Genomic DNA, 23,708 nt, shown 5'->3' on the forward strand with positions numbered 1-23,708 from the left:
TATGAGCGTGTAAAGATCAAGATTGGCACCGTTTGTGTGGCGTTGCCTGTTGATTGACCTCAAATCTAGAAAAACTACCGCTTGATCGGCTTCGGTGTCTGGCCTTCCCAGCGGCGTTGCCAGGTGAGGGAGACGGCGACGCGGCGGTCTATGGTGCCGTCCCAGTCTGGGGTGAGGCCGACGGATTTGAGGGCGTCGAACAGGCGCTGGCCGATGGCGAGGGATTTGGCTTCGGTCCAGTCCGGTGAGGCGGTGCCGTAGTTGAAGTGCAGGGCGTGGCCGTCGACGGCGTTTTGCGTGTCCTGCTGGTGGAAGAAGACGTAGCCGGTGGCGGGGCGGCCGGTTTCGGCGGCGAAGTCTTCGATTTCGGCGCCGATCTCAGCTGCGCCGCAGGTGCCGCAACAGGAGAAGTTTTCCCGCGTGACGATGCCTTCGGTTTCGAGCGTGTCGAGGGCGGCTTTCAGGCGGTCATAGTCGGTGAGGGCGGGCCATATTGCCTGTTCCTGCGTCAGCTCCGCGACTGCGCGGATCAGGGCGTTGCGAGCTTCGATCCGCAAGTCCCGCTCGGAGAGGGTGCCATCGGAATCCCCGGCCATTTCGAGGAGGGATTCCTCGATATATTCGAGCGGGTCGTACCCGCTGCGCACAAGGATGCGGGCAGTCTGCTGGAGATATTCACGGTCTTCCGCGGACATTCCGGGCATTCGGGCGCTCCTTAGGCGGGCGGTGGCGGGGACACGATACCCCCGCTAGGGGCAGTTTGGAACGGGGCCGACCGGGCGATTTCCACAGCGAAGGGCGCAGCGGACTGGCGCCTTCCGGCGGAAATAATGACGCTCCCGTTCAAGATTTTGCATTCCCCCGTTGGCGTTGCCTCATTTCAGCCTTATGTCCCGAGCCGGACAAACTGTTTCAGGAGCGCGCCGCGATGACCACGCCAACGAGCGACATCGACGAAGCCTCGCCGCGAATCTCCGGCAAACGCGAACTGGTCGCGTATATGGAAGGGGGCGCAAAGCCCCGCAGCGACTGGGCAATCGGCACCGAGCACGAGAAATTCGGCTTCATCTGGGATGGCCTGAAACCGCTGCCCTATGAGGGGCCGGCCTCGATCCTGGCGATGCTGGAAGGCATGCGGGACCGGTTTGGCTGGGACCCCATTCTTGAGGGTGGATACCTCATCGGCCTGAAGAAGGACGGCGCGAGCGTCAGTCTTGAGCCGGGCGGGCAGTTCGAGCTGTCCGGCGCGCCGCTGAAATCCATCCACGAGACCTGCGTGGAAGTGGGCCGCCACCTGACCGAGGTGCGTGAGATTGCCGAGCCGCTGGGCATCGGCTTCATTGGCCTCGGCGCCAGCCCGATCTGGAGCATGGCGGAAACGCCGGTGATGCCCAAGGGCCGCTACAAGATCATGACCGCCTATATGGACAAGGTGGGCCGCCTTGGCCGGCAGATGATGTTCCGCACGTCCACCGTACAGGCGAACCTCGATTTCGGCTCCGAAGCGGATATGGTTCAGAAGTTCCGCATGTCGCTGGCGCTGCAGCCGCTGGGCACGGCCCTGTTTGCCAATTCGCCTTTCCTGGAGGGGCGCCCGAACGGCTTCCTCTCCTATCGCTCGCATATCTGGACCGACCTGGACCCGGACCGGACGGGCATGCTGCCCTTCGTGTTCGAGGACGGGTTCGGGTTTGAGCGCTATGTGGATTACGCGCTGGATGTGCCGATGTATTTCGTGCGCCGGGGCGGCAAGTATCTGGATGCGTCCGGCCTCAGCTTCCGTGACTTTCTGGAGGGCAAGCTGCCCATCCTGCCGGGCGAGAAACCGGCGATGGATGATTTTGCCGACCACCTCTCGACCATCTTCCCCGAAGTGCGCCTGAAGCGTTTCCTTGAGATGCGCGGTTCTGATTCCGGGCCATGGGACCGGCTGTGCGCCTTCTCTGCCTTCTGGACGGGGCTGTTCTATTCGCAATCTTCGCTGGATGCGGCGTGGGACCTCGTCAAAGGCTGGAGCGCGGCAGAGCGTGAGGCAATGCGCCAGTCGGTGCGCACCCTGGGCCTGAAGACGCCGGTTCCTGGCGGGCGGACGATGCAGGATCTGGCAAAGGACGTGCTGGAGATCAGCCGGGCGGGCCTCAAAGGGCGCGTTCTGTCTGCGGCGGGCGACGATGAAACGGGCTTCCTCACCGGGCTGGACGAGATTGCCGCCTCGGGCGTGACACCGGCTGAGCGCCTGCTGCAACGCTATTACGGGCCGTGGAACCGCGACGTGCGCAAGGTGTTCGCCGAAGAGGCCTATTGAGACTGGCGCGCGCCGGAGGCGCCCGGTAGCCTGAAATCCATGTGTGGTCGGTATTTCCGCGAAGAGGTGAGCTGGGAGGAGTTTTTCTCCTGGTTGGGTGTGTTGTCCATTCCCGGCGTGGCGCCGCCCGAGGCGAACTGGAACATCGCGCCGACGGCCATTCAGCCGATTGTGCGCCTCAATTACGATGGATCTGCCCGCGAGATGGCGCCCATGCGCTGGGGGTTGGTGCCGAGCTGGTGGACCAAACCGCTGAAGGAATGGCGGGCGATCAGCATCAATGCGCGGGCCGAAGAGGTGGCGGAGAAGCCGGCATTTCGCGGCGCGTTCCGGCACAAACGCTGCCTGGTGCCGGTATCGGGGTATTATGAATGGTCGGTGCAGGGAAAGACGAAGACGCCGTTTGTCTTTCGCCTGCGCAATCGCCGTAATTTCTGCGTGGCGGGATTGTGGGATGCCGCGCTGATTGATGGCTCGGAGCTTCAGAGCTTCACCATCCTGACGACCAAACCCAATGACTTCACCGCGGGTATCCATGACCGGATGCCGGTGATCCTGCGGCCGGAGGATTATGACCACTGGCTGCACCCCCGTTCCGGCGATCCCTCCGGCCTGTTCGAGCCCTTCCCGAATGAGGATATGGATGCCTGGCCGATTGGCCCGGCGGTTGGCAAGGTGAGCAATAATTACCCCGGATTGCTGGACGAGGTGTAAGCGGCGACCGCATCTATCGGACCTAACGGCAGAAACTGCCTTGAGCGGCAGGGCGGGGCATGGTCAAACCTCTGACACAATTCGGCCCGCCACGGCGCGCCGGCATAGAGTTTCAGTGCGCTGGGGAGCCTACACGTGACAGATATGACTGTGCCGCCTTCGGAAAAGAGCTTTCTGGGTCATCCGAGGGGACTGGTAATCTGCTTTCTCACCGAGATGTGGGAACGCTTTTCCTATTACGGGATGCGCGGCCTGCTGCTGCTGTACCTGACGCAGCATTTCCTGTTTTCGGACGAGCGGTCGAACGTGATCTACGGCGCGTATATTGCGCTGGTCTATATCATGTCGATTGTCGGCGGGGTCTTGTCAGACAAGTATCTTGGCCAGCGCAAGGCGGTGACGTTTGGGGCGATCCTGCTGGTGCTTGGCCATTTCGGGATGGCATTTGAGGGCAGCGGATCGCGCGAGACGCTGATTACCTCAGCAGGCAATTTTGAAGTTCAGGCAGAGGGCCGGGATAACCGCCGCCAGCTGTTTGTGGATTATGAGGGCGAAACACGCCGGGTGGTTTTCGACTCCACGCAGTTTGCAACGCTGGGCGATGAGCGCATTCTGCCTGTCGATGATGCCGGCGTGGGCGATTACCAAATCCAGCGCCGCACGCGCGGCTTCATCGAGAACATCTGCGCGCTGGTGAACCTTGGCTGTGCCGGTCCTGAGCCTGAGACTGTTCTTGTCCTGAACGGCGAGCGGCTCCACGTTGAAGAAACCGATGAAGGCATGATGGTCGAGCGCCTCGGCCAGATGGTGCCCTTGGTCGAGCGGAGCGAAACCGACATCCTCGTGCTGGCCGATGCAACGACAGCGGGCCAGCCGGACACGTCCTCACCGGTTGCCGTGTTTGGGCACGGATCTTACTCCACAGTGGTTGTTCAGCAGTCGCTGTACGTGAACATTCTCTACATCTCGCTGGCACTTATCATTGCCGGTGTCGGTTTCCTCAAGCCGAACATTTCCACAATCGTTGGTGATCTTTACCCGGAAGGTGACCCGCGGCGCGATGGCGGGTTCACCCTGTTCTATATGGGGATCAACCTCGGTTCGTTCCTCGCAACCTGGACCTGCGGTATCCTCGGCATCGTCTATGGCTGGGCATGCTGTTCGGCCTGATCGTATTCCAGTGGGGGCAACCCTGGCTGGACGGGAAGGCAGAACCACCTTCGCCGGAAAAGCTCCGCGAGAAGGTGCTTGGCGTGATTACCATCGAAACGGCATGCTACACATCGGCCCTGCTGATCGTGGCTGTGTCTGTCGCGCTGCTGATGAATGCCGGGATCGTCAATACGCTGGCAATGATCACGGGCATCGGCATGTTCGTGGCCCTGATCGGCTACTCGATAGTCCGCCTCAAAGGCGCGGCGCGCACCCGGATGTGGGCAGCGGTGTATTTTGCCATCGCGCAGATCCCGTTCTGGTCACTGTTTGAGCAGGCGGGTTCTTCGCTGACCCTGGTGACGAGCCGTCTGGTCGATACCAACATCTTCGGGTGGAATGTTCCCACGCCGGTGTTCCAGTCGCTGAACGCCGGCTTCATTTTCCTGTTTGCGCCGCTTGTGGCCTGGTTGTGGGTGTGGCTGGCGCGGCGCGGCTGGGAGCCGTCAACGCCGGTGAAATTTGCCATTGGCGTGTTCGGGGCGGGGCTTGGGTATCTCGTGCTGGTCGGCGGTATGTCCAGTGTTGGGGCCGCGGCGCTGACGCCGGTATTCTTTATCTTCGCCATTTACTGGATCCACACGATGGCCGAGTTGATGCTTTCGCCCGTCGGCCTTTCGGCCATGACGAAGCTGGCGCCAGCCTCTCTGGTCGGCCTGTTCATGGCTGCGTGGTTTGTCTATTCAGGCTTGGGCAACGCAATGTCCGGCGTGATCGCGGCAGCGGCAGGCGCAGAAACTGTCGGTGGACAGATTATCGATGTGGCAGGCGCCAAATCGAATTATATCCAGGTGTTCTCGTCCATCGGATACATCGGCATGGTCATCGGCTTCCTGATGTTGCTGATGGCTCCCATCGTGAAGCGCTGGATGGCGGAAACGCATATCGAGGAGCGCCCCCTGAGCACAGACTCCGTCGGGCATAACTGAACGCAGCGATGGCTGTCGGAAATAAAAAGGGGCGCTCCGATGGGGCGCCCCGTTTGCGTTTCAGCTGTTGTCTTCGCCGAGTTCGCTGTCTGACGATGCCTCTGCGCTGGTGGAGCCCTGCGCGCCGGATTGGCCGCTGGAGGGCGGCGGCAGGCGGTTGGCGGGGCTTCTGCCTTCCGGCGGGGTCATGATTTCCGGCGGGTCGGGCTGGTTCAAGTAGATCGTCTGGCTCGGGAAGGCGAAGGCGGCGCCGTTGCGCTCGATGATGTCCATCACGGCATAGGCGAAATCTTCCTTCACCTTCAGCCACTCGCCCCAAATGGTGGTTTTGGTGAAGGTGTAGATGAGGAAATCGATCGAGCTGGCGTTAAACTTGTCGACGCGTACGAAGAGCGCCACTTCGGGAGGCTTGGCGATGCGGTCATCGTTCATCAGCCAGTCTTCGATTTCCTGGCGGATCGCTCTGAGCTGATCCACGGTGGTGGAATATTCCACGCCCACGGCCCAGGTGATGCGCCGATGCGTCATGCGTGTGAAGTTGGTGACGGCGGCATCGGCCAGCTTCGAGTTGGGCACATAGACCGGGCTCTGATCAAACCGGCGCACCAGGGTGGAGCGGAAATTGATCTGCACCACTGTGCCTTCGACCACGCCATCAACAAGGATCCATTCGCCGGGAACGAACCGCTTCTCGCCAATGATGAGCAGGCCGGAAATCAGGTTGCGGAAAAGATCCTGCGCGCCGAGACCAACGGCGATGCCGAACACGCCAAGACCGGCGAGCAGCGGGGCTACCGCGATGCCCCATTGCTGGGCCACGGCGCCAAGGCCAAGCGCAACAAGAATGAACTGCAACGCCTTGATCATCCAGTCCACAGCGGGGCCGGAGAGGGATTGCTTCACATCCCCCAGCACATATTCGAGCACGCGTGCAGCACGCGAGAGCGACCAGAAGATCGTCAGTGTAACGATCGACTGGATAATGCGGCTGGCATAGAGTTCAACGGTGGGGTCGACATCCAGAACCTGGATCGAGGCATAGATGCCGGCGACAATCGGGATAATCTTCAGCGGGGTGGAAATCGCCTTGACGAGCGCGTCGTCGATTTTCGTGTTCGACCCCGCCGCCCAGTTTGTGATCCAGACGACCAGCGTGCGGGCGAACAGGCCGCGCACGATGATCACAAAGCCCATGATCAGGAACACGGTGATGATCTGACCGAAGGTCAGCCCATAGGCGCCTTCATTCCAGATGCTGGCGATATAGTCGGTCGCATCGGTTGCCCAGCCGGGCGCGTTGCGGTCCCACCAGCTGCCAAGTTCATTCACCACGGGTGGAGCCGTCATTATCAGTCCCCTTGCCTGGATTCGGTTTCCTGCGCTGGCACCTAGGCCTTGAAGGTGACAATGTTAACCGCTGGGGCTGTATTTTTTCAGTTTTTCCGGTGTTTTACGCTTCGCGCCACTCGCCGGGCGCGAGTTTGCCGACGTCCCATTCTCCAATCCGTATGCGGATGAGGCGCAGGGTTGGGTGGCCCACAGCGGCCGTCATCCGCCGTACCTGGCGATTGCGCCCCTCGGTAATCGTCAGCTCGATCCACGTGTCCGGCACCGATTTCCGGTAGCGGATGGGCGGATCGCGCGGCCAGAGATTTTCGGGCGCTGGGATGATCTGCGCGCGTGCGGGGCGGGTGCGGCCGTCTTTCAGATCAACGCCGCGGCGGAGCGTTTCGAGGGCGTCTTCCGAGGGAATGCCCTCGACCTGTGCCAGGTAGGTTTTCGGCATCTTGTGTTTCGGGTCGGCGATCCGGGCCTGCTCGCGCCCGTCATCGGTGAGGATAAGAAGGCCTTCGCTATCAAAATCCAGCCGGCCGGCGGGGTAGACGCCGGGCAGGGGAATATATGTCTTCAGCGTCGGCTTGCCGCTACCCTCATCGGTGAACTGGCTGAGGACGCCATAGGGCTTGTTAAGCAGGATAAGGGTCATGGCCGCCCGTTTGCCTCGGGATATACCCCTCCGTAAAGGCCCTGTGCCAATGCGTTGCCTGCCGAAAAGGTAATGTATCTGTTTACATACCGCGGCTTTACGGCCCGCATATTGCAATGCAATAAGCCCTTGCTCCGCGATGGGGCGACCCCATATTCTCGTTATGAGCAAAAGCGCTCATGATGTTCTGGAGGCCGATCTTGATCCTCAGCATGCTCAAAGCAAAGCTTCATGGCGCCACTGTCACCCAGTGTGATCTGCACTATGAAGGCTCGGTATCCATCGATCAGGATCTGCTCGATGCTTCCGGCATTCTGCCCCATGAGAAGGTGGATATCTGGAATGTGACCAATGGCGCGCGCATTCAGACCTATGCGCTGGAGGCCCCCCGCGGGTCGCGCACCATCGGCGTCAATGGCGCGGCGGCGCGTCACTTCGCGGTTGGCGATACGGTGATCATCGCGGCCTTCTGCGGCGTCGAGGCGGAAAAAGCCCGCCAGCATGCCCCGACAGTGGTGCTGCTGGGCGAAGGCAACGAGATCAAGCGCGCTCAGTAAGCGGACGCGCCCACCTTTTTCCCCATGACCTCAGCAATGATCTCGACCGAGCGGCGGCGCTTTTCGGGATCATACATGTCCGACACAATCATCAGCTCGTCAGCCTGCGTACGTTCCAGCAGGGCATCGACGCCTTTGCGGACGGTATCCCGGGCGCCGATGATGCTGAAGTTCAGCATGGCGGAGGCCTGGGCGCGTTCCTGCGGGGTCCAGTAGGTGTCGATGTCGTCAATCGGCGGCTGGGTCAGCTTGCGCTGGCCGCGCACCAGGTTGGCAAAGGACATCTGCTGCGAGGTGGCAAGGTAGCGGGCCTCTTCATCGGTTTCCGCCGCGATGATGTTCACGCCGATCAGCGCATAGGGCTTTGCCATCTTCTCGTTCGGCTTGAAGCGCGAGCGGTAAGTGGCGAGGGCCTGGTCGAGCGCCTGCGGGGCGAAGTGGGAGGCGAAGCCGTAGGGCAGGCCAAGCTCTGCGGCGAGCTGGGCACCGAACAAACTGGAGCCGAGAATCCAGAGCGGGACATTGGAGTTGGAGCCGGGCACAGCCTCGATCCGCTGGCCCTCCTGCACGGGGCCGAGCCACATCTGCAGCTCCACGACATCCTGCGGGAAGCGTTCGGCTTCTTCCGGATGCACGCGCAGGGCGCGCAGGGTCAGCTGGTCGGTGCCGGGCGCGCGGCCAAGGCCAAGATCGATCCGGCCGGGATAGAGCGCTTCGAGCGTGCCAAACTGTTCTGCGATGATGTAGGGCGCATGGTTGGGCAGCATGATGCCGCCGGCGCCGACGCGGATGGTTTTGGTGCCGGCCGCGATATGGCTGATGACTAGAGATGTGGCCGCGGTGGTAACGGCCGCCATGTTGTGATGCTCGGCGACCCAGAAACGCTTGTAGCCACAGGCTTCGGCATGCTGGGCGAGGCGGCGGGCTTCGTGCAGGGCATCGGCGCGGGTGAAGCCTTCGCGCACACGGCCAAGTTCGAGCAGGGAAATTTCAGCCAAGACAGGCTCCTTCAGGATAGTCCGCACTAGATAGGCATTCGAGCGCTGATCCCAAGGCTGTCGCGGCGTCAGAACCCCGCCGGCTTCGGCAGGCCGGGTGAGGACAGGCAGATGGCCTTGAACCGTTCGCCCATTTCCTTCGGATCGATCAGGCGCTGGGCGGCCGTGTAGATCGCTTCGGCTTCGTCCTCATTGGCCTTGATCAGCTGGTTGAGACGGGCCTGCGCGCCAAGGCCCAGCAGGAACATGCCCTGCGGAGTGGGGCCGCTGACATCCAGATTGGCAGAGGCCGCGAGGCGCGCGAAGCGGCCAAAGTCCACATCCGCCGTCAGGTCGCAGAGGCCGGGCGCTTCAAGCGGCGAAACTTGGCGGCCTTCCCGGTAGGCGCGCAGCGTATCGGCGGGCGCCCGGTCTGCTGGCCCGTAGTCTACGAACAGCGCGCGGAAGGGCGCAGCGCGCGTGGCAAGGTCGGCGATGATCAGGTCGAGGCCGGACTGCACTTCCACCACATTGCCGGTAAGCGCCGTGCCCATCGGCGGGCGGGGCTCGTCTGCGGCCAGGCCCATCACGAGACGGCTTTCGGCAGACAGGCCGACCACGCATTCCCGCCAGCGCTCGCCATCCCGGTGGAACTGGCGCACGGGCAGGCAGTCGAGATATTCGTTTGCCACCAGCAGCATCGGCCCGGCGGGCACGCTGGAAAGCTGGCTGACAAATTGCGGGGCAAAGCGCTGCAGGCGCTCGGTCTGGACGAGGCGCAGGGCAGGGCTGGGCTCGATCAGGGTCAGCTGCAAGGCGTCCAGGAAAGCCTGTCCGCCCGCGAGCGCTGCCATCTTCAGGGCATCATGCAGCAGCAGCGCGCGGCCGGGGCCGATTTCGACCAGGTTGAACGGAGACGGCTCGCCCAGGGCACGCCACTCATGCACGATCCAGAGACCGATCAGTTCGCCGAAGATCTGGCTGGTTTCCGGCGCTGTGGTGAAGTCGCGGCCAAGACCGGGGCGGACGGCGTAATACCCATCCTGGGGATCATGCAGGGCGATCTGCATGTAGGCCGATAGCGGGATCGGGCCGTCGGTTTCGATCAGGCGGATCAGCCTTTCTTCAAGGGTCATGGCATTCCTGAAGCGTCTGCGGCGCCTAGCGCGCCTTCTGCGGCACCAGATAGGCCGCTCCGAACACGCCCGCCAGCAGGATCAGCACCCAGGAAACGATCGAGGCCGCTGAGTTGACGGGATCATGCCGGCACAGCCAGTGCAGGCCCACATGCAGCACCGCAAACACGCAGAGGCCTGCGCGGATAAGGGTGCTGCGGCTAACCTCGGCGACGATGAGCAGGCCCAGCACGATGGCCAGATGCGTACACAGCAGGGCCTGGCCAAGCGGTGTGGCGGCGCCATGGAAGATATGCCCCTCCCGCAGGAGGAGAAGTTCCAGCTCATGCGTGATCAGGCATGCCGCTGTGAGCCTGTAAAGGCTTTGAGTACCCATATCGCCAACCCTCCCGAACTGCTCAGGAGCCCAGAAGTCATCTATGTCGGCCGATTAACTCTTTGTAAACTCAGATTTTTCGGGGACGCAGCGCATTCCAGACCAGCCAGGCGCCGCCGAGCCACATCGGTGTGGAGAGGATCATGCCCATGGTCAGCCAACCGGGCAGGCCGCTGACGAAGGAATCCGGCTCGCGGAAGTTCTCGGCAATCGACCGGCCAAAGCCGTAAAACAGCAGGAACAGACCTGCCACCAGGCCAGGGCGTTTCAGGGCGCCGAACTTCCAGATCAGGATCGACAGCACCAGCAGCGGCAGCCAGCCTTCCAGCACGGATTCGTAAAGCTGGCTGGGATGGCGGGCGAGTTCGTCGCCGCGATACACCCAGTCGCCCGTTTCCCAATTGTAGGCTGGCGGGGTGGAGCCGGGCACATACCCTTCGGGGAATACCATGCCGACAGGTGCATCGGTGGGGCGGCCGTAGAGTTCGGCATTGGTGAAGTTGGCGATGCGGACGAGCCCGATGCCGATAGGGGCAGTCACCCCGGCAATGTCGCCCACGGAGAGAAGGTTCACGCCGCGCTTGATGGCAAACCAGGCCAGAACCACCACAACCCCTGCAATGCCGCCATGGAAGGCCATGCCGCCATCCCAGATACGCAGGATCGCCATCGGATCAGCCGCCAGAACGTCCATCTGGTAGGGCACCATGTAGAATAGGATATAGCCGAGCCGCCCGCCCAGGATGATGCCGATGATGATCCAGAACATCAGGTCATCAAGGCCGTCCTTCGTCAGCGGCGCGGTGCCACCGAAAAGCTCCGGCCGCTTCAGCAGCTGGCTACCATACCACCAGGCAAGGCCGATGCCGGCGATGTAGCCAAGCGCATACCAGCGCAGATGGAAGGTGCCGAGGCCGAGAAAACTGAAGTCGATGGAAAAGAGCGCCGGGCTCCATTCGGGAAATTTCAGAGCGGTATCGCCCATGAAAATCGTCAGTGCGGCGAGCAGTTCGGTCATGCGGCGTCTTTTCCCTGTCTGGCCGGCACCTTATCTGATAGGCCACCAGCACACCCGGCGCGAAGGAGTAGCCGCATGGCCAGCACAAATCCACTGCTTGATGACATCGCAGGCCTGATGACCGGCGCCCTCGGCGCGGCCCGCGCAGCGGGCGAGGAAGCCAAGACTGCGGCGCAGGCCCGGGTGCGGGCCCTGATCGCGGATATGGACCTTGCCGGGCGCGATGAAGTGGAAGCGCTGAAGGCCATCGCCACGGCAGCGCTGGAGCGTGTGGAGGCTCTGGAGGCGCGGGTTGCTGCGCTCGAAGCGGGAAAATCCACTGAAAGCTGACCGTTAACTGCTTATGAACTTTGACATCGCCGGTGCGCCCGGCGTTGAGTGCTGTTGGATTTCGGGAGCGAATCCGGCAGCGTGTATAAATCTCAACGCGGAGGCCCCAAGATGAGCCTGGAACTTAGCCGCAGCGATCTTGTAGTGATCGACCCCCTGGATGTTGTTGAAGATGTGCTTGAAGCCGCCGGCTGGCCGGCCGAGCGCGACGATGAGGGCACCTTGCAGGTCGTCGCCGAGACACGTTGGGGCGATATGGGCGCGCTGTTCGCCTACCGGCCGGAGCCGGCCGCCGTTCACTACTCCATGACGCTTGATGTGAAGCCCCAGGAGAGCAAGCGCGCCGCCATCAACGAGCTGGTGATGCTGGCCAATGAGCGCCTGTGGCTCGGCCATTTCGATTTCTGGGCGGATGATGGCGTGATCGTCTTCCGCTACACTTTCCCGATGGAGGGCCGCGACGAGCTGTCCGACGGCGAAGTGCGTGCTGTGATGGCCGCTTCGGTCAGCGCCGCTGACCGGTTCATTCCGGCGTTCAACTTCCTTGTCTGGGCTGGCAAGTCCCCGCGCGACGCCATTGATGCGGTGATGTTTGAAACCCACGGCGAAGCCTGAGCTGAGGCGGTGGGCAAGGCGGCGTCTCTGACCCTTGTGGGCGCGGGCCGTATGGGCTCGGCGCTGCTGCATGGCTGGCTGAAAGGCCCGGCGCGGGAGATATCCGTGGTCGAGCCTTCCCCCAGAGACGAGATCAGGGCGCTGGCCGATCAGGGGCGCATCCAGCTCAATCCCGCGCCTTCTGAAAGCAGCATCATCGTGCTGGCGGTGAAGCCGCAGCAGTTTGCGGCTGTATCCGAACAGGCAAAGTCATTTGTGGGCCCCGGGTCGGTGGCGATCTCCATTATGGCGGGCGTACGTCTGGCGCAGCTGTCTCGCCGGCTGGGTACGGAGCGGGTGATCCGCTCAATGCCCAACACGCCGGGCGCTATCGGGCGCGGCGTGACGGTGTTCACTGCGCCGGAAGCGGCAAAGCCATCAGACCTTGCGGCCGCGCGCGAGCTGCTCGCCCCGCTCGGCGAAGTTCACGGGCCGGTGGCGGAAGACATGATGTCGGCGGTCACGGCGCTCTCCGGCTCGGGGCCAGCTTATATCTTCCTTCTGGCTGAGATGATGGCGCAGGCCGGCGTGGCCCAGGGCTTGCCGGAGGACCTTGCCATGAGCCTTGCCCGGCGCACGGTGGAAGGCGCGGCCGCCCTGATGGCGGAAAGCGGCGACACCCCGGAAGCGCTTCGCAAAGCCGTCACCTCACCCGGCGGAACCACCCAGGCGGCTCTTGACATCCTTATGGACACAGGTGGGATGCCCGCCTTGTTCAAGGACGCCCTGAACGCAGCCGCCAACCGAGACCGGCAGCTGTCACAAGAGGCGGACTGACCTCAACAGGAGGAGTTCCGGTGCCCGCCGCCCATTCAGTCATCGAGACCGGACTGCTGGCTGCGCTGGAGCTTGCTGCGGAGATACCGTGGTCACAGATCACGCTGGCAGAGATCGCCGCGAAGGCGGGTCTTACGCTGCAGGAGTTCCACGGCGCCGGTGGCCGCGAGGAAATCGTCGAGGCGATGGACGGCTATTTTGACCGGGCCATGTCTGCCGATGGGGTACCTGAGGATGTATCGGGCCGGGAGCGTCTTTTTGACGTGATCATGAAACGCTTCGAGGCGATGGAGCCCTACCGGCCCGGCCTCCGTGAGCTGATGAAATTCCGGGAAGCATCGCTCAGCCATGTCGTGCGCCTGCCGGTCCATCGTCATGCCAGCGCGGCGTGGGCGCTGGCGTCAGCAGGTCTCGATGATGATAGTGGCGCACCCGCCAGCCTGAAGCGCATCGCGATCGCGTTCGTAATTGCCAGTACCGAACGCGCCTGGCGCCGGGAAAAAAGCGCAGACTTTGCCCTCACCATGGCCGCGCTGGACAAGGGCCTGCGCCATGCCGAAGACCGCCTCGGACAGCTGCGCCGGTTCACCGGAAAATCAGAGACGACAGAAACAACAGAAAAACCTGACAAGGGGGAAGAATGAGCCGTCCCGGACTGGACACAAATCCGCTGGAGCTTGGGCCCGAGTGGTTCAACACGCTGTTTGCGGAGATCGGCATTGATGCCGAAGTGAAGTCGCTGACTTCCAAATCGATCGGCACAGGGCAGATCGGCGAGAATGTGCGCTTTGTCTTCGAATACGCCAAAGCCGGACCCGGCGCGCCCAAGACGCTCGTAGGTAAGTTTCCCTCGGCTAGCGAAGCGAGCCTTGCCACCGCAAAGGTGCTGAACCATTACAAGCGCGAAGTGTTCTTCTACCGCACCTTCCCGAAGGTTGCCGGACGTATCACGCCAAACGCGCTGTATACGGATTATGACGAGGCAACCAACCGCTTTGCGCTGATCATGGAAGACATGTCGCCCTCCGTGCAGGGCGACCAGCTGAAGGGCTGTCATCCGGTTGAGGCGAAGCTTGCCCTGTCTGCGGCTGCCGTGCTGCATGCGGCCCATTGGGAAGATCCCACGCTGGACGATTATGACTGGCTTCAGGGCTCCGCCAAGGCGCCTCCGCCGGGCCTTGGGCCGGAACAGGTTGCCGCGCTCTGGGGTGGATTCAAGCAGCGTTACGCCGCCCATATCAACGAAGACATCATCGAGATCGGCGACGCCTATGCCGGCAGCCTCACCAAATGGGGCGATGTCTATACCGGCCCCTTCGCGCTGACGCATTCCGACTTCCGGCTGGACAACATGCTGTTCGGCCCGCCCGGCGCCACCAAGCCGCTGGCCGTGGTCGACTGGCAGACGGCCGGCAAGGGCGCGCCCGCCAACGATGTGGCCTATTTCATCGGCGCGGGCCTGACGCGCGAAGACCGCCCGAAACATGAGATGGAGCTGCTGCGCTACTATCATGACTGCCTGAAAGCCGAAGGCGTCACCAATTACAGCTTTGAAGATCTCCTTCAGCATTATCGCTGGTTTGCGTTCTATGGAATCTCGGTGGCTTTTGCCGCCGCGATGCTGGTGAAGCAGACCGAACGCGGCGACGAGATGTTCCTCACCATGCTGCGCCGTCACTGCGCCCAGGTGCGCGACAATAGCTCGCTGGAGCTGCTGCGAACGCTGGTTTGAGCCGAAGCGTTCATTTCCTGATCCGCGCCGTTAACACCGCCCCCTCGTGGGGCGGTTTTTCTTTCCGAGTTGTCATCTTCCGGGCAGCAAAAAGGCAGGAATCCCGCCTTCGTCCCGCGCTGAAACAGCTTTCCAAACACTGTCCTAACAGAGCCTGCCAAACTGACTTTCGAGGTTAGGGCAGGGCTTAAGGCCGTGTGTGTATGGTGCACCTTACGGACCCCCGGAGAAGCCGGGAGTCGTGCCATCGCCAGGAATAGGTAATGCACATGGACATGCAGAACGCTCGCCCCATCAGCGTTAAGGGGCCGGACGGCCAGAAGATGACTCTGGCCGATCTGCCTTCGCCGAACATTTCCCGCTGGGTGACCCGCCGCAAGGCTGAGGTCGTCGCTGCCGTCACCGGTGGCCTGCTCACCCGGGAAGCTGCCTGCGAACGCTACAACCTCACCGACGAGGAATATGAAGCGTGGGAACGCCTTTATGCCCGTCACGGTGCCAAGGGTCTGCGGACCACCCGCCTTCAGCAATACCGGCGTTAATCCGGTATTAGCTACGTTAACCCGGCCTTAGGGCCAGGATTCTAGCCTCTCCGGATGTGCCAGGGCCTCAGGTCTATGGCCGTTCGGAGGGGCTGATGGCGTTCAGGCAGGCAGGCAGCGGATTGGAAGCAGGGCGTTTCGTCCGGTTTGCAGCGCTTGCGGCCCTGTTTCTGGCGCTCTGCCTGTGTGTCTGGCGGGCCTCCAGCCTGCTGACGGGCGCCCCTGCCGAACCGCGCAGCCCGGCCGAAACCTCTCTCGCCGCCCTGATTGACCCCATTGCCGGTCCCGGCAATTCCCGGATTTCCATAGCTTTCAACGCCGACGGTGGCCGCACCGTATTCGTGCTGCTGGACGCGCCCGCCGCGCCCCTTGCCGGCGATCTGCAGCGCATCCTGCCCGAAGCGGCAGGGCTCGACTTCAAGCGCGGCGACAAGCTGATCATCGAACACGCCACATTCGCGCGCGGCCTGCCCGGGCGGCCGGACGCCGCTGGCTGGCTGGAGCTTGGCGCGCTCGGTCTCATTTCCCTGATCTCTGCGGGTATCGCGCTGGCGACCCTCTACCGGGCGGCCGCGCCCCTCGCCGCTATACCGGCCCGCGAACCTGAGCGCGCTCCGGCCGATCTGCGTGCAGAGTCGCTTCGCCCCCTGAAACCGCGGGCGGCGGTTCCGGTTCCGGAGGCGAGCGACCTCGCCCGCCGTGATCCTGCGCGGGCCGCGGCGGTACTGCGCGGCTGGATGAGCGACCGGGAGGAAGCCTCCTGATGCTGCCGGCCACGCTCTCCCCCGATATCGACGCCGGAACCCTCCGCGCGGCCCGGCTCATGCGCGCCCTTGGGCCGGAAGCTGCCGGCATCTGGGCCGAGCTGTCCCCAGCCGAGACACGAGAGCTGACTGCCGCCATGGATAGTCTCGCCGATGACCCGGCCGCCGAGGCCGATGCGGCCCGTCTGTTCGCAGACGCCACCCGCCGCTTCGGCCAGGCGGAACAGTTCCCGGCCAGCAGCCTGCACCGGCACAAGGATGTCTGGTCGGCGCTGTCCGCGCTCCCTCTCGATACGCTGGTGGCTCTGGTGCGGCCGGAGCGGGCGGCAAATGTTGCCCTGATCCTGTCGCGCCTTTCCAGCGAGACATCGGCGCGCATCCTGCGGGCCCTGCCGCCGTCGCTGGCGGTGGAGACGATGCAGCGCCTGCTGCATCTCGGCGCGCCCAGCCCCGCTGCCGTAAAAAGCCTGGAAGACTACCTCACCCGCCGCCTGCCCACGCTGGCCTGTGAAGGCACCCGCGGCGGGCATGAGCGCGTCGCCCGCATCTTCGATCAGATGGATACGCGGGCTGAGTCCGTTTTCCTCGCTGCGCTGGAAAGCGCTGAGCCGGGCGCGGGCAAGAAAGTCCGTGCCCTGATGTTCACCTTTGATGATCTTGCCGCGCTTGATGCCGGCGGCATGCAGACGCTGCTGTCGGCTGCAGACCGGGGCGCGCTGATCGTGGCGCTGAAAGGCGCGCGCGAGGCCACAGCCGCTGCCTTCTTCGCCAACATGACCCAGCGGGCGGGCGAATTGCTGCGCGAGGAAATCGCCGGCCTCGGCCCGCTGCGCCGCAGCGAGATCGACGCCGCCCGCCATGAGATCGTCACGCTTGCCCGCCAGCTGATCCAGCGCGGTGATATCCGGGGCAGCGCCGCCAGAGGCGCCGTTGAGGATGAGCTTGTCGAGTGATGACCCAGGCTGCCCACCTCCTTTCCCCGTTCGATTTCCGCAGCGATTTCACCGCGCCGCCCGCTGATGCCGGCGAAGTGCGCCTGTCGGCAGAGGATGTCGTGGCGCTGATTGCCAGGGTGCGCGCCGATACCCTCGCAGAAGTCTCCCGTCAGGAGGCGCAGGAAACGCTCGACCGGCTGGACCGGGTTTCCGCCACCATGCGGGAAGTTCTCTCGGATCTGTTGAAGGTGATGCAGCTTCTGGATTCGGCTGCCTTTGATGAGGCCACCAGCGCGCCCCTGCGTGGCACCGTCACCGGCCTCGCCCAAAGGCTGCTCGACGGGCAGGGCGACCTCTTCGGCCTCACAAGAGACCTCAGCGAAACGCTGGACAACGCCCCCAAAGCCGGGCGAAGGATGGGGCAATGAACGAGCCGAAGAATCCCGCGCTTGAGAAGATGCTTCTGGATGTGCCCGTCCGCGTGGATGTTGTGCTCGGAGAGGCGCGCATTCCGATGGAGGAGCTGCTGGCGCTTTCGCCTGGCGAAATCGTCGCTCTTGAGCGCCACACCAACGAACCTGTGGATATCTACGTCTCCGGCCGCCTCGTGGCGCGGGGCAAGCTGGTCGTCTCTGACGGGCAATTGGGCGTCACCCTCTCGGAAATCATCGATTCCCGCCCTGAGGCAGCCTGAAATTAGTTACATCTGGAACTAATTTTCGTTCAGGCGTATACTCGCGCCCATGGACACTGCTTTTGCAAAGAATCGCTATCACGGCGCCCCGCGCGCGGCTGACTTCACGATCGACCAGGCGTGGGAGACCTATTCGCCCGCCGAGCATGACCGGTGGGACCGTCTCTTCCGCCGCCAGAAGGAGATCACCAAGGGCCGCGCCTCGCAGGCGGCGCTGGATGCGATGCACCAGCTGGAACTCTCCCCCTCGGGCATTCCGCATATGGGCCGGCTGTCAGACAAGCTGGAAGCGCTGACCGGCTGGCGCGTCGTGCCGGTGGCCGAACTGGTGCCGGACGAGATTTTCTTCGACCATCTCGCCAACCGCCGCTTTCCGGCGGGGGCCTTCATCCGGCCGGAGGAAGAGTTCGACTATCTTCAGGAGCCGGACATTTTCCACGACATCTTCGGCCATGTGCCGATGCTGGCCAATCCGGTGTTCGCAGATTTCATGGAAGCCTATGGCAAGGGCGGCCAGCGGGCGATGCGCCTGGGCCAGCTGCATAACCTTGCGCGTCTTTACTGGTACACGGTCGAGTTCGGCCTGATCCGCGAGGAGGGAGAGCTGCGCATCTATGGCGCGGGCATCCTCTCCAGCCCGCAGGAAACCGTTTTTGCGCTGGAAGACGCCAGCCCCAATCGCATCGGCTTTGACCTGAAACGCCTTATGCGGACGAAATACATCATTGATGATTTCCAGCAGACCTATTTCGTCATCCCCAGCTTCGAAGCCCTGCTCGAAACCTGCTACAAGGATTTCGGCGACGTGTATGCCGAAGTGAAGGGCCTGCCGGACCATGAAGCACATGAGCTGGCGCCGGGCGATGAGGTGATCACGCGCGGCACGCTGGATTATTTCCGCAAGGGCGGCCGCAAGGGTCGTTAGCTCCACACGCTCCTGCTTCTTTCGTCATACTCGATGCGCGTAGCGCATCTGAGTGCCGATCTCCCGAACCATCCTTGGTGCCAGCGGTGATGCCGGGAGATAGGCTCTCAGATGGCCTTTGGCCATCGAGAGTGACGGAAACAGATAGCTTGGAAACCTACGCCTCGCCCCTGCGCGCCGTCTGCTTGGGATCATGCTTGGGCGCAGGCGCCAGGCGCATCACTTCCGTCTGAAAGCGCTCATCGTCGCCCGCCAGCAGAAAGGGCAGGGCCTTGCAGATGGCGTCCGTCATCGGATTGAACCATTCAAGGTCCGCCTTGTGGAAATCTGACAGCACATGCGGCATCACCATGGCCTTGTCGCCGGGGTGGCCCACTCCAATCCGTATACGGCGGAAGTTCTCGCCGATATGCGCCATCATCGAGCGCGCGCCGTTATTGCCCGAATGCCCCCCGCCGCGCTTCACGCGCAGGCGGCCCGGCGCCAGATCAATCTCGTCATGGAACACGGTCACGTCTTCAGGCTGCAGCTTGTAGAAGGTCAGCGCTTTTGATGCCGCGCGCCCGGTTTCATTGTAGAAGGTCTGCGGCTTCATCAGCAGCACCTTCTTGCCATCGATGGTGCCCTCGGAAATCTCTGAGTCAAACTTCGCGCGCCACGGGCCGAAACGATAGGCATCGTGGATACGGTCAATCACCATGAAGCCGGCATTGTGCCGGTTCTTGGCGTATTTGGCGCCGGGATTACCCTGGCCTGAGAGGATCAGCATGGCGGGTCGCTCCTGACAGGTCGCCTCAGAATCAAAGAGGCCGCCAGCTTGTGATTGGCGGCCCCTGACTTGTCCAGAAAGAGATCAGTCTTTCTTCGGAGCAGCGGCCTTTGCGGCGGGCACTGCATCGGCAGCCGGTGCTTCTTCTTCAACTTCCTGCTTGCCGCCGCGGCCAGCGATGGTCGCGATGGTGAAGTCGCGGTCGGTGATCGCCGGTTCGGCGCCTTCCGGCAGGGTGATGGAGGAGATTTTCACGTTGTCGCCGATTTCCAGGGCCGACACGTCGGCTTCCAGGGCTTCGGGGATCTTGCCAGCCGGAACGTTGAGTTCGACCGAGTGGCGCACGACGTTGAGCGTGCCGCCCTTCTTGAGGCCCGGCGAAACTTCGAGGCCCTTGAAGTGAACCGGAACCTCGACCTTGATGATCTGGTCAAGTTTCACGCGGCGCAGGTCGACGTGCATCGGCTGGTCGGAAACCGGGTGCATCTGGATGCCCTGCGGGATCACCAGCTGGCGCTCGCCCTTGTGGATCAGGGTTGCGGTTGAGTTCAGGAACTGTCCCGTCTCGATCGCCTTGATCACTTCGTTTTTCTTGAGGCTGATAGCCACCGGGTCGATGTCGCCGCCATAGAGGACGCCGGGAACGAGGCCGTTGTTGCGGGCTTCACGGGCGCCGCCGGTGCCAACGCGCTCACGCACTTCGACATTGAATACGATCTGAGTTTTGGACATTTGTTTTCCTTTCGCCCTGGACCGTGCCTTCCCTTAGGTAAGGTCGGAACCTGACAGGCACGGCCTGGCGCCGCCCTTTCTGAACGGGGGCGTATAGGGGATGGGCGCCGGATTGGCAAGCGGAGGCGGCAGGGGGGGAAAGCCCCTTCTCCCTTGGGAGAAGGGGTTGGGGATGAGGGGGAGCGGCGTCACCGCGAGTCCAGCATTTTGAGGAAATGTTGCGCCCCCTCACCCCCAGCCCCTCTCCCCGGAGGGAGAGGGGAGTCAAAGCCGGAAACACTCCGCCACCTCGCCCAGCCAGTCCTGAACCGCTTCCTTCTGCGCGTCGGGCGATTTGCCATTGCGCACCAGGATCAGGTCCAGATCCGGCACGACGACGGTGTATTGCCCCTCATAGCCATTGGCCGAAAAGCTGCCCGGCCCTCCCATGCCCAGCCACCAATGCGCGCCATAGCCCAGCCGCTCCGTGGGGGGCACCGGCGTCGGCGCGCGGGCATAATCCACCCAGCCTTCCGGCAGGATGCGCCGCCCGTCCCAGACGCCATCGCGCAGGTAAAGCAGGCCAAAGCGGGCAAAGTCCCGCGCCGTGCAGTAGCAGAAGGACGAGCCGATAAAGGTGCCGGCCTTGTCGAATTTCGGGCTGGCTGAGGTCATGCCCAGAGGCCCGAAGAGTTCGCGGAACATGAAGTCCCGAAACGCCTCTCCGGAAGCCCCATAAGCCAGCGCGGCGGCGCGGGCGACAAGATTGCTCGTGCCGCTGGAATAACTCCACGCCGTTCCCGGCGGGTGGATCAGCGCAGATTTGGCTGCATACCCCGCCACATCCTCCTTGCCCGCGCCAAACAGCATCTCGATGACATCCGAAACACCCGCATCCACATAGTCCTCGGCAAACTTCACCCCACTGGACATGCGCAGGAGCTGGTCCAGCGTGATTGCGCGGCGCGGGTCATCCGCCTGCTGCCATTCGGGTATGTTAGCGGGGGCGTGGATGTCGATCTTCCCGTCGCGCACCAGAATACCCACCAGCGCCTGCGTGATACTCTTGGCCTGCGACCAGGAATGATGCGTGCTCTCCCGGTTAAAGCCAGTCCAGTAGCGCTCAGCCACAATCTTCCCGCCCTGCACGGCGAGGAAGGCGTGGGTTTCGCCGATCGCCGCGGGCGCAGGCTCGCTGAAGGCCATGTCGAGCAGGGGCTGAAGTTTTTCGGCAACGCCCGGGTCCAGCGGGGCTTGGGGCCAGTCTTGCGTCGGCCAGGGTGTGCCGGGCGGCTGGGCGGGCAGGGGCGGAAGCAGCGTGGTCTTGTGGATCAAATCGAAGTCCTCCCCGGTTGGCGGGGCCGTCTTTGCCCTCTTTTCCGATTTCACGCCGAACCTGCGGCGATGGCAACAGCCTTCAGGCTTTCCCCTACGGCGTTAGACCAAGGTCCACCTGTACGCACGGCTCCGCCTGGCGCAGCGTGCAACCAGCGGAATACCGCATCAGGCACATGGCCAGGGAGGAATGCGACATGTCAGAAAACCAGTCTGAAACTACGCCCGGAATTGACGGGCCCGAAATCGACGGGAAAGCCTATTGGAAGGAGGTCATCCGGCTGACGCTGACGCTCCTGGCGGTATGGTTCCTGGTCTCTTTCGGTGCAGGCATCCTGTTCCGCGAGGTTCTGGACGCGGTGAAGCTCGGCGGCGCGCCGCTCGGCTTCTGGTTTGCCCAGAACGGCTCGATCTACGTCTTCGTGGCGCTGATCTTCTACTATTGCTTCGCCATGAACCGCATCGAGCGGAAATTCCGGATCGAAGGCTGAGGGGGCAGATATGGATTGGACACTCTTCTGGGTCGGCGCAACCTTCGCGACCTATATCGGCATCGCCATCTGGGCGCGGGCGGGTTCGACCAACGACTTTTACGTAGCCGGCCACGGGGTTCACCCCGTCATCAACGGCATGGCCACCGCCGCAGACTGGATGAGCGCAGCCTCCTTCCTCTCCATGGCCGGTCTGATCGCTGTCCTCGGCTATGGCGGCTCGGTTTACCTGATGGGCTGGACCGGTGGCTATGTGCTGCTGGCGCTGCTCCTCGCCCCCTTCCTCCGCGAGTTCGGCAAGTTCACCGTGCCCGATTTTGTCGGCGACCGGTATTACAGCGACACCGCGCGCCTCGTGGCCGTCATCTGCGCGCTATTTGTCTCCTTCACCTATATTGCCGGGCAAATGTCGGGCGTCGGTATCGCCTTCTCGCGCTTCCTGGGGGTTGATTTCAACACCGGCATTTTCATCGGTATGGGGATCGTTTTCATCTATGCCGTGCTCGGCGGCATGAAGGGCGTCACCTACACGCAGGTCGCCCAATATGTCGTGCTGATCTTCGCCTATACGGTTCCGGCGATCTTCATCTCGCTAATGCTCACCGGTAATCCGATCCCCCAGCTTGGATTCATCTCCAATGTGAAGGGTGAGGATGTCTCGATGATCCAGAAGCTGAGTGACACCCTCACCAGCCTCGGTTTCTCTGAATACACCACCACCAACAAGACTGTGTTTGATGTGTTCTGCATCACCGCCGCGCTGATGTTCGGCACAGCGGGCCTGCCGCACGTCATCATCCGCTTCTTCACCGTTCCGCGGCCCAGCGATGCACGCCTGTCGGCCGGCTGGGCGCTGGTCTTCATCGCGCTGCTGTATACGGTGGCCCCGGCGGTCGGTGCCTTCTCGCGCCTCAATGTCATCAACACCGTCAACGACACCACCTATGTTGCTCCGGGTGAGGATTATGCGGCTCAGGCTGCGGCTCTTGAAGCCCAGGGCGTGACGCCGTCCCCCGCCTGGTTCACCCGCTGGGAGGTCACCAAGCTTGTCGGATTTGAAGACAAGAATGGCGACGGCATCATGCAGATCCGCGGGCCGAATGCCCCTGACGGGCTTGAGAATGAAGTCACCATCAATAACGACATCGCCGTCCTCGCGAGCCCTGAGATCGCGCAGCTACCCGACTGGGTGGTGGGCCTGATGGTGGCGGGCGGACTTGCGGCGGCCCTGTCAACAGCGGCCGGTCTCCTGATGGTGATCTCATCCGCCGTCAGCCACGATCTTTGCCGGCGCACTTTCTTCAAGGGCATGTCGGACAAGAGCGAGCTGCGGGTGGCGCGGCTGGCTGCGGCAGGCGCCGTCATGGCGGCCGGCTTCATGGGCATCTATTCGTCCCAGTTGGCCTTCGTGGCGCAGGTCGTGGCGTTCGCCTTCGGTCTGGCGGCGGCCTCGCTGTTCCCGGTGATCCTGCTTGGGATCTTCTGGAAACGGATGAACCGGGAAGGCGCCATCGCTTCGATGCTCACCGGCCTTGTCCCGACCTTCATCTACATCTGGCACTTCAAGCTGGGCGCAGGCAAGGATGCCGGTCCTGATGAATGGTTCCTGGGTGTGTCGCCGGAAGGTATCGGCTTCGTGGTCATGATCCTGTCGATCATTGTTGGGGTTGTCGTGTCGCTCGCGACCAAAGCTCCGCCGCAGGATATTCAGGATCTTGTCGAAGATATCCGCGTGCCGGGTCAGCGCAGGCCCCATGGCATCGCCGATGCAGGGATGTCTCCGGCCGAATAGGCGTATCCCTCCTGCGTCTGTCCGGTGAAGGGCGGCCTCCATTGCG

General features: G+C 62.9%; 26 protein-coding genes and 1 pseudogene. 17 read left to right on the plus strand and 10 right to left on the minus strand.

Translation table 11 applies throughout. The annotated features are described in order from the left end of the window. Positions 1-74: 74 nt before the first annotated feature. A complete protein-coding gene (locus HPO_RS12815; RefSeq protein WP_051612595.1) occupies positions 75-704 on the minus strand; it encodes a DUF6891 domain-containing protein in 630 nt (209 codons plus the stop codon). 224 nt (positions 705-928) lie between these two features. Between HPO_RS12815 and HPO_RS12820 the strand changes: the two genes are divergently transcribed. From HPO_RS12820 to HPO_RS20310, 3 genes and pseudogenes are all read left to right on the plus strand, one after another. Then, the gene (locus HPO_RS12820) at positions 929-2,305 is read left to right on the plus strand and encodes a glutamate--cysteine ligase (protein WP_051612596.1); all 1,377 of its coding nucleotides are present in this window, start codon (positions 929-931) and stop codon (positions 2,303-2,305) included. 39 nt (positions 2,306-2,344) lie between these two features. Further along, a complete protein-coding gene (locus HPO_RS12825) occupies positions 2,345-3,019 on the plus strand; it encodes an SOS response-associated peptidase (protein ID WP_035599446.1) in 675 nt (224 codons plus the stop codon). Between the two features lie 804 nt (positions 3,020-3,823). Continuing rightward, positions 3,824-5,160, plus strand: a pseudogene (locus tag HPO_RS20310) (peptide MFS transporter). A 60-nt stretch (positions 5,161-5,220) separates the two neighbouring features. Here HPO_RS20310 and HPO_RS12835 read toward each other — a convergent pair. Together HPO_RS12835 and HPO_RS12840 are read right to left on the minus strand one after the other, a co-directional pair. Continuing rightward, positions 5,221-6,507: a mechanosensitive ion channel family protein gene (locus tag HPO_RS12835; RefSeq protein WP_035599453.1), complete on the minus strand. Its 1,287-nt coding sequence runs from the start codon at positions 6,505-6,507 to the stop codon at positions 5,221-5,223. A gap of 103 nt (positions 6,508-6,610) precedes the next feature. Next, entirely contained in the window at positions 6,611-7,147 is a 537-nt protein-coding gene (locus HPO_RS12840) for a pseudouridine synthase (protein WP_035599456.1), read from the minus strand. Positions 7,148-7,347: 200 nt separating this feature from the next. Here HPO_RS12840 and panD point away from each other — a divergent pair, with 200 nt between their 5' ends. Continuing rightward, positions 7,348-7,704, plus strand: coding sequence for an aspartate 1-decarboxylase (gene panD, locus HPO_RS12845; RefSeq protein WP_035599562.1), 357 nt, complete (start codon positions 7,348-7,350; stop codon positions 7,702-7,704). Here the strand turns inward: panD and HPO_RS12850 are convergent. The 4 genes from HPO_RS12850 to lgt form a co-directional block, all read right to left on the minus strand. Beyond that, positions 7,698-8,702, minus strand: a complete 1,005-nt coding sequence (locus HPO_RS12850) for an LLM class flavin-dependent oxidoreductase (protein ID WP_035599458.1) — start codon at positions 8,700-8,702, stop codon at positions 7,698-7,700. The genes panD and HPO_RS12850 overlap by 7 nt on opposite strands. Before the next feature lie 68 nt (positions 8,703-8,770). After that, positions 8,771-9,817 (minus strand): class I SAM-dependent methyltransferase, encoded by a 1,047-nt coding sequence (locus HPO_RS12855; protein WP_035599460.1) that lies wholly within the window; start codon positions 9,815-9,817, stop codon positions 8,771-8,773. A gap of 25 nt (positions 9,818-9,842) precedes the next feature. Further along, positions 9,843-10,193, minus strand: a complete 351-nt coding sequence (locus HPO_RS12860) for a DUF6713 family protein (protein ID WP_035599462.1) — start codon at positions 10,191-10,193, stop codon at positions 9,843-9,845. Between the two features lie 70 nt (positions 10,194-10,263). Continuing rightward, on the minus strand, positions 10,264-11,211 hold the full coding sequence (gene lgt, locus HPO_RS12865; protein ID WP_233349295.1) for a prolipoprotein diacylglyceryl transferase: 948 nt from the start codon (positions 11,209-11,211) through the stop codon (positions 10,264-10,266). 75 nt (positions 11,212-11,286) lie between these two features. Between lgt and HPO_RS12870 the strand changes: the two genes are divergently transcribed. From HPO_RS12870 to phhA, 11 genes are all read left to right on the plus strand, one after another. Beyond that, on the plus strand, positions 11,287-11,541 hold the full coding sequence (locus tag HPO_RS12870) for an accessory factor UbiK family protein (protein WP_035599466.1): 255 nt from the start codon (positions 11,287-11,289) through the stop codon (positions 11,539-11,541). Positions 11,542-11,652: 111 nt separating this feature from the next. Continuing rightward, positions 11,653-12,156 carry a type III secretion system chaperone family protein gene (locus HPO_RS12875; RefSeq protein ID WP_035599478.1) on the plus strand — a complete coding sequence of 168 codons (504 nt, stop codon included), beginning with the start codon at positions 11,653-11,655 and terminating at the stop codon, positions 12,154-12,156. A 9-nt stretch (positions 12,157-12,165) separates the two neighbouring features. Continuing rightward, entirely contained in the window at positions 12,166-12,972 is an 807-nt protein-coding gene (proC, locus tag HPO_RS12880) for a pyrroline-5-carboxylate reductase (protein WP_035599480.1), read from the plus strand. Between the two features lie 20 nt (positions 12,973-12,992). After that, complete coding sequence (locus HPO_RS12885; protein ID WP_035599484.1) at positions 12,993-13,616, plus strand: hypothetical protein; 624 nt, start codon at positions 12,993-12,995, stop codon at positions 13,614-13,616. After that, a complete protein-coding gene (locus tag HPO_RS12890) occupies positions 13,613-14,704 on the plus strand; it encodes an oxidoreductase family protein (RefSeq protein WP_035599487.1) in 1,092 nt (363 codons plus the stop codon). The genes HPO_RS12885 and HPO_RS12890 overlap by 4 nt, the downstream gene beginning before the upstream one ends. A gap of 269 nt (positions 14,705-14,973) precedes the next feature. Beyond that, positions 14,974-15,246 (plus strand): CtrA inhibitor SciP, encoded by a 273-nt coding sequence (sciP, locus tag HPO_RS12895; protein WP_035599569.1) that lies wholly within the window; start codon positions 14,974-14,976, stop codon positions 15,244-15,246. A gap of 95 nt (positions 15,247-15,341) precedes the next feature. Continuing rightward, positions 15,342-16,010 (plus strand): hypothetical protein, encoded by a 669-nt coding sequence (locus HPO_RS19835; protein WP_051612599.1) that lies wholly within the window; start codon positions 15,342-15,344, stop codon positions 16,008-16,010. After that, positions 16,010-16,963, plus strand: a complete 954-nt coding sequence (locus HPO_RS12910) for a FliG C-terminal domain-containing protein (protein WP_051612600.1) — start codon at positions 16,010-16,012, stop codon at positions 16,961-16,963. Before HPO_RS19835 ends, HPO_RS12910 begins: the two co-directional genes overlap by 1 nt. Then, positions 16,963-17,373 (plus strand): hypothetical protein, encoded by a 411-nt coding sequence (locus HPO_RS12915; RefSeq protein WP_035599500.1) that lies wholly within the window; start codon positions 16,963-16,965, stop codon positions 17,371-17,373. Before HPO_RS12910 ends, HPO_RS12915 begins: the two co-directional genes overlap by 1 nt. Further along, complete coding sequence (gene fliN / locus HPO_RS12920; protein ID WP_051612601.1) at positions 17,370-17,639, plus strand: flagellar motor switch protein FliN; 270 nt, start codon at positions 17,370-17,372, stop codon at positions 17,637-17,639. Before HPO_RS12915 ends, fliN begins: the two co-directional genes overlap by 4 nt. Before the next feature lie 49 nt (positions 17,640-17,688). Beyond that, on the plus strand, positions 17,689-18,564 hold the full coding sequence (phhA, locus tag HPO_RS12925; protein ID WP_035599503.1) for a phenylalanine 4-monooxygenase: 876 nt from the start codon (positions 17,689-17,691) through the stop codon (positions 18,562-18,564). 157 nt (positions 18,565-18,721) lie between these two features. Here the strand turns inward: phhA and pth are convergent, their stop codons facing one another. From pth to HPO_RS12940, 3 genes are all read right to left on the minus strand, one after another. Beyond that, positions 18,722-19,333: an aminoacyl-tRNA hydrolase gene (gene pth / locus HPO_RS12930; RefSeq protein ID WP_035599504.1), complete on the minus strand. Its 612-nt coding sequence runs from the start codon at positions 19,331-19,333 to the stop codon at positions 18,722-18,724. Positions 19,334-19,417: 84 nt separating this feature from the next. Continuing rightward, the gene (locus HPO_RS12935; RefSeq protein WP_035599505.1) at positions 19,418-20,065 is read right to left on the minus strand and encodes a 50S ribosomal protein L25/general stress protein Ctc; all 648 of its coding nucleotides are present in this window, start codon (positions 20,063-20,065) and stop codon (positions 19,418-19,420) included. Between the two features lie 264 nt (positions 20,066-20,329). Further along, a complete protein-coding gene (locus HPO_RS12940) occupies positions 20,330-21,379 on the minus strand; it encodes a serine hydrolase domain-containing protein (RefSeq protein WP_241767916.1) in 1,050 nt (349 codons plus the stop codon). Positions 21,380-21,576: 197 nt separating this feature from the next. Here HPO_RS12940 and HPO_RS12945 point away from each other — a divergent pair, with 197 nt between their 5' ends. Together HPO_RS12945 and HPO_RS12950 are read left to right on the plus strand one after the other, a co-directional pair. Beyond that, positions 21,577-21,870 (plus strand): DUF4212 domain-containing protein, encoded by a 294-nt coding sequence (locus tag HPO_RS12945; RefSeq protein WP_051612602.1) that lies wholly within the window; start codon positions 21,577-21,579, stop codon positions 21,868-21,870. A 10-nt stretch (positions 21,871-21,880) separates the two neighbouring features. Further along, a complete protein-coding gene (locus HPO_RS12950) occupies positions 21,881-23,662 on the plus strand; it encodes a sodium:solute symporter family protein (RefSeq protein WP_035599512.1) in 1,782 nt (593 codons plus the stop codon). Positions 23,663-23,708 lie beyond the last annotated feature (46 nt).

The sequence above is a fragment of the Hyphomonas polymorpha PS728 genome (assembly GCF_000685315.1).
GTDB classification, from domain to species: Bacteria; Pseudomonadota; Alphaproteobacteria; order Caulobacterales; family Hyphomonadaceae; genus Hyphomonas; species Hyphomonas polymorpha.

What these genes read in the sequence shown, in the direction of transcription:
- HPO_RS12815 (WP_051612595.1), bottom strand. Translation starts at nt 704, where the DNA reads ATGCCCGGAATGTCCGCGGAAGACCGTGAATATCTCCAGCAGACTGCC.
- HPO_RS12820 (WP_051612596.1), top strand. Translation starts at nt 929, where the DNA reads ATGACCACGCCAACGAGCGACATCGACGAAGCCTCGCCGCGAATCTCC.
- HPO_RS12825 (WP_035599446.1), top strand. Translation starts at nt 2,345, where the DNA reads ATGTGTGGTCGGTATTTCCGCGAAGAGGTGAGCTGGGAGGAGTTTTTC.
- HPO_RS12835 (WP_035599453.1), bottom strand. Translation starts at nt 6,507, where the DNA reads ATGACGGCTCCACCCGTGGTGAATGAACTTGGCAGCTGGTGGGACCGC.
- HPO_RS12840 (WP_035599456.1), bottom strand. Translation starts at nt 7,147, where the DNA reads ATGACCCTTATCCTGCTTAACAAGCCCTATGGCGTCCTCAGCCAGTTC.
- HPO_RS12855 (WP_035599460.1), bottom strand. Translation starts at nt 9,817, where the DNA reads ATGACCCTTGAAGAAAGGCTGATCCGCCTGATCGAAACCGACGGCCCG.
- HPO_RS12860 (WP_035599462.1), bottom strand. Translation starts at nt 10,193, where the DNA reads ATGGGTACTCAAAGCCTTTACAGGCTCACAGCGGCATGCCTGATCACG.
- lgt (WP_233349295.1), bottom strand. Translation starts at nt 11,211, where the DNA reads ATGACCGAACTGCTCGCCGCACTGACGATTTTCATGGGCGATACCGCT.
- HPO_RS12870 (WP_035599466.1), top strand. Translation starts at nt 11,287, where the DNA reads ATGGCCAGCACAAATCCACTGCTTGATGACATCGCAGGCCTGATGACC.
- HPO_RS12875 (WP_035599478.1), top strand. Translation starts at nt 11,653, where the DNA reads ATGAGCCTGGAACTTAGCCGCAGCGATCTTGTAGTGATCGACCCCCTG.
- HPO_RS12890 (WP_035599487.1), top strand. Translation starts at nt 13,613, where the DNA reads ATGAGCCGTCCCGGACTGGACACAAATCCGCTGGAGCTTGGGCCCGAG.
- sciP (WP_035599569.1), top strand. Translation starts at nt 14,974, where the DNA reads ATGGACATGCAGAACGCTCGCCCCATCAGCGTTAAGGGGCCGGACGGC.
- HPO_RS19835 (WP_051612599.1), top strand. Translation starts at nt 15,342, where the DNA reads ATGGCGTTCAGGCAGGCAGGCAGCGGATTGGAAGCAGGGCGTTTCGTC.
- HPO_RS12910 (WP_051612600.1), top strand. Translation starts at nt 16,010, where the DNA reads ATGCTGCCGGCCACGCTCTCCCCCGATATCGACGCCGGAACCCTCCGC.
- HPO_RS12915 (WP_035599500.1), top strand. Translation starts at nt 16,963, where the DNA reads ATGACCCAGGCTGCCCACCTCCTTTCCCCGTTCGATTTCCGCAGCGAT.
- fliN (WP_051612601.1), top strand. Translation starts at nt 17,370, where the DNA reads ATGAACGAGCCGAAGAATCCCGCGCTTGAGAAGATGCTTCTGGATGTG.
- phhA (WP_035599503.1), top strand. Translation starts at nt 17,689, where the DNA reads ATGGACACTGCTTTTGCAAAGAATCGCTATCACGGCGCCCCGCGCGCG.
- pth (WP_035599504.1), bottom strand. Translation starts at nt 19,333, where the DNA reads ATGCTGATCCTCTCAGGCCAGGGTAATCCCGGCGCCAAATACGCCAAG.
- HPO_RS12935 (WP_035599505.1), bottom strand. Translation starts at nt 20,065, where the DNA reads ATGTCCAAAACTCAGATCGTATTCAATGTCGAAGTGCGTGAGCGCGTT.
- HPO_RS12945 (WP_051612602.1), top strand. Translation starts at nt 21,577, where the DNA reads ATGTCAGAAAACCAGTCTGAAACTACGCCCGGAATTGACGGGCCCGAA.
- HPO_RS12950 (WP_035599512.1), top strand. Translation starts at nt 21,881, where the DNA reads ATGGATTGGACACTCTTCTGGGTCGGCGCAACCTTCGCGACCTATATC.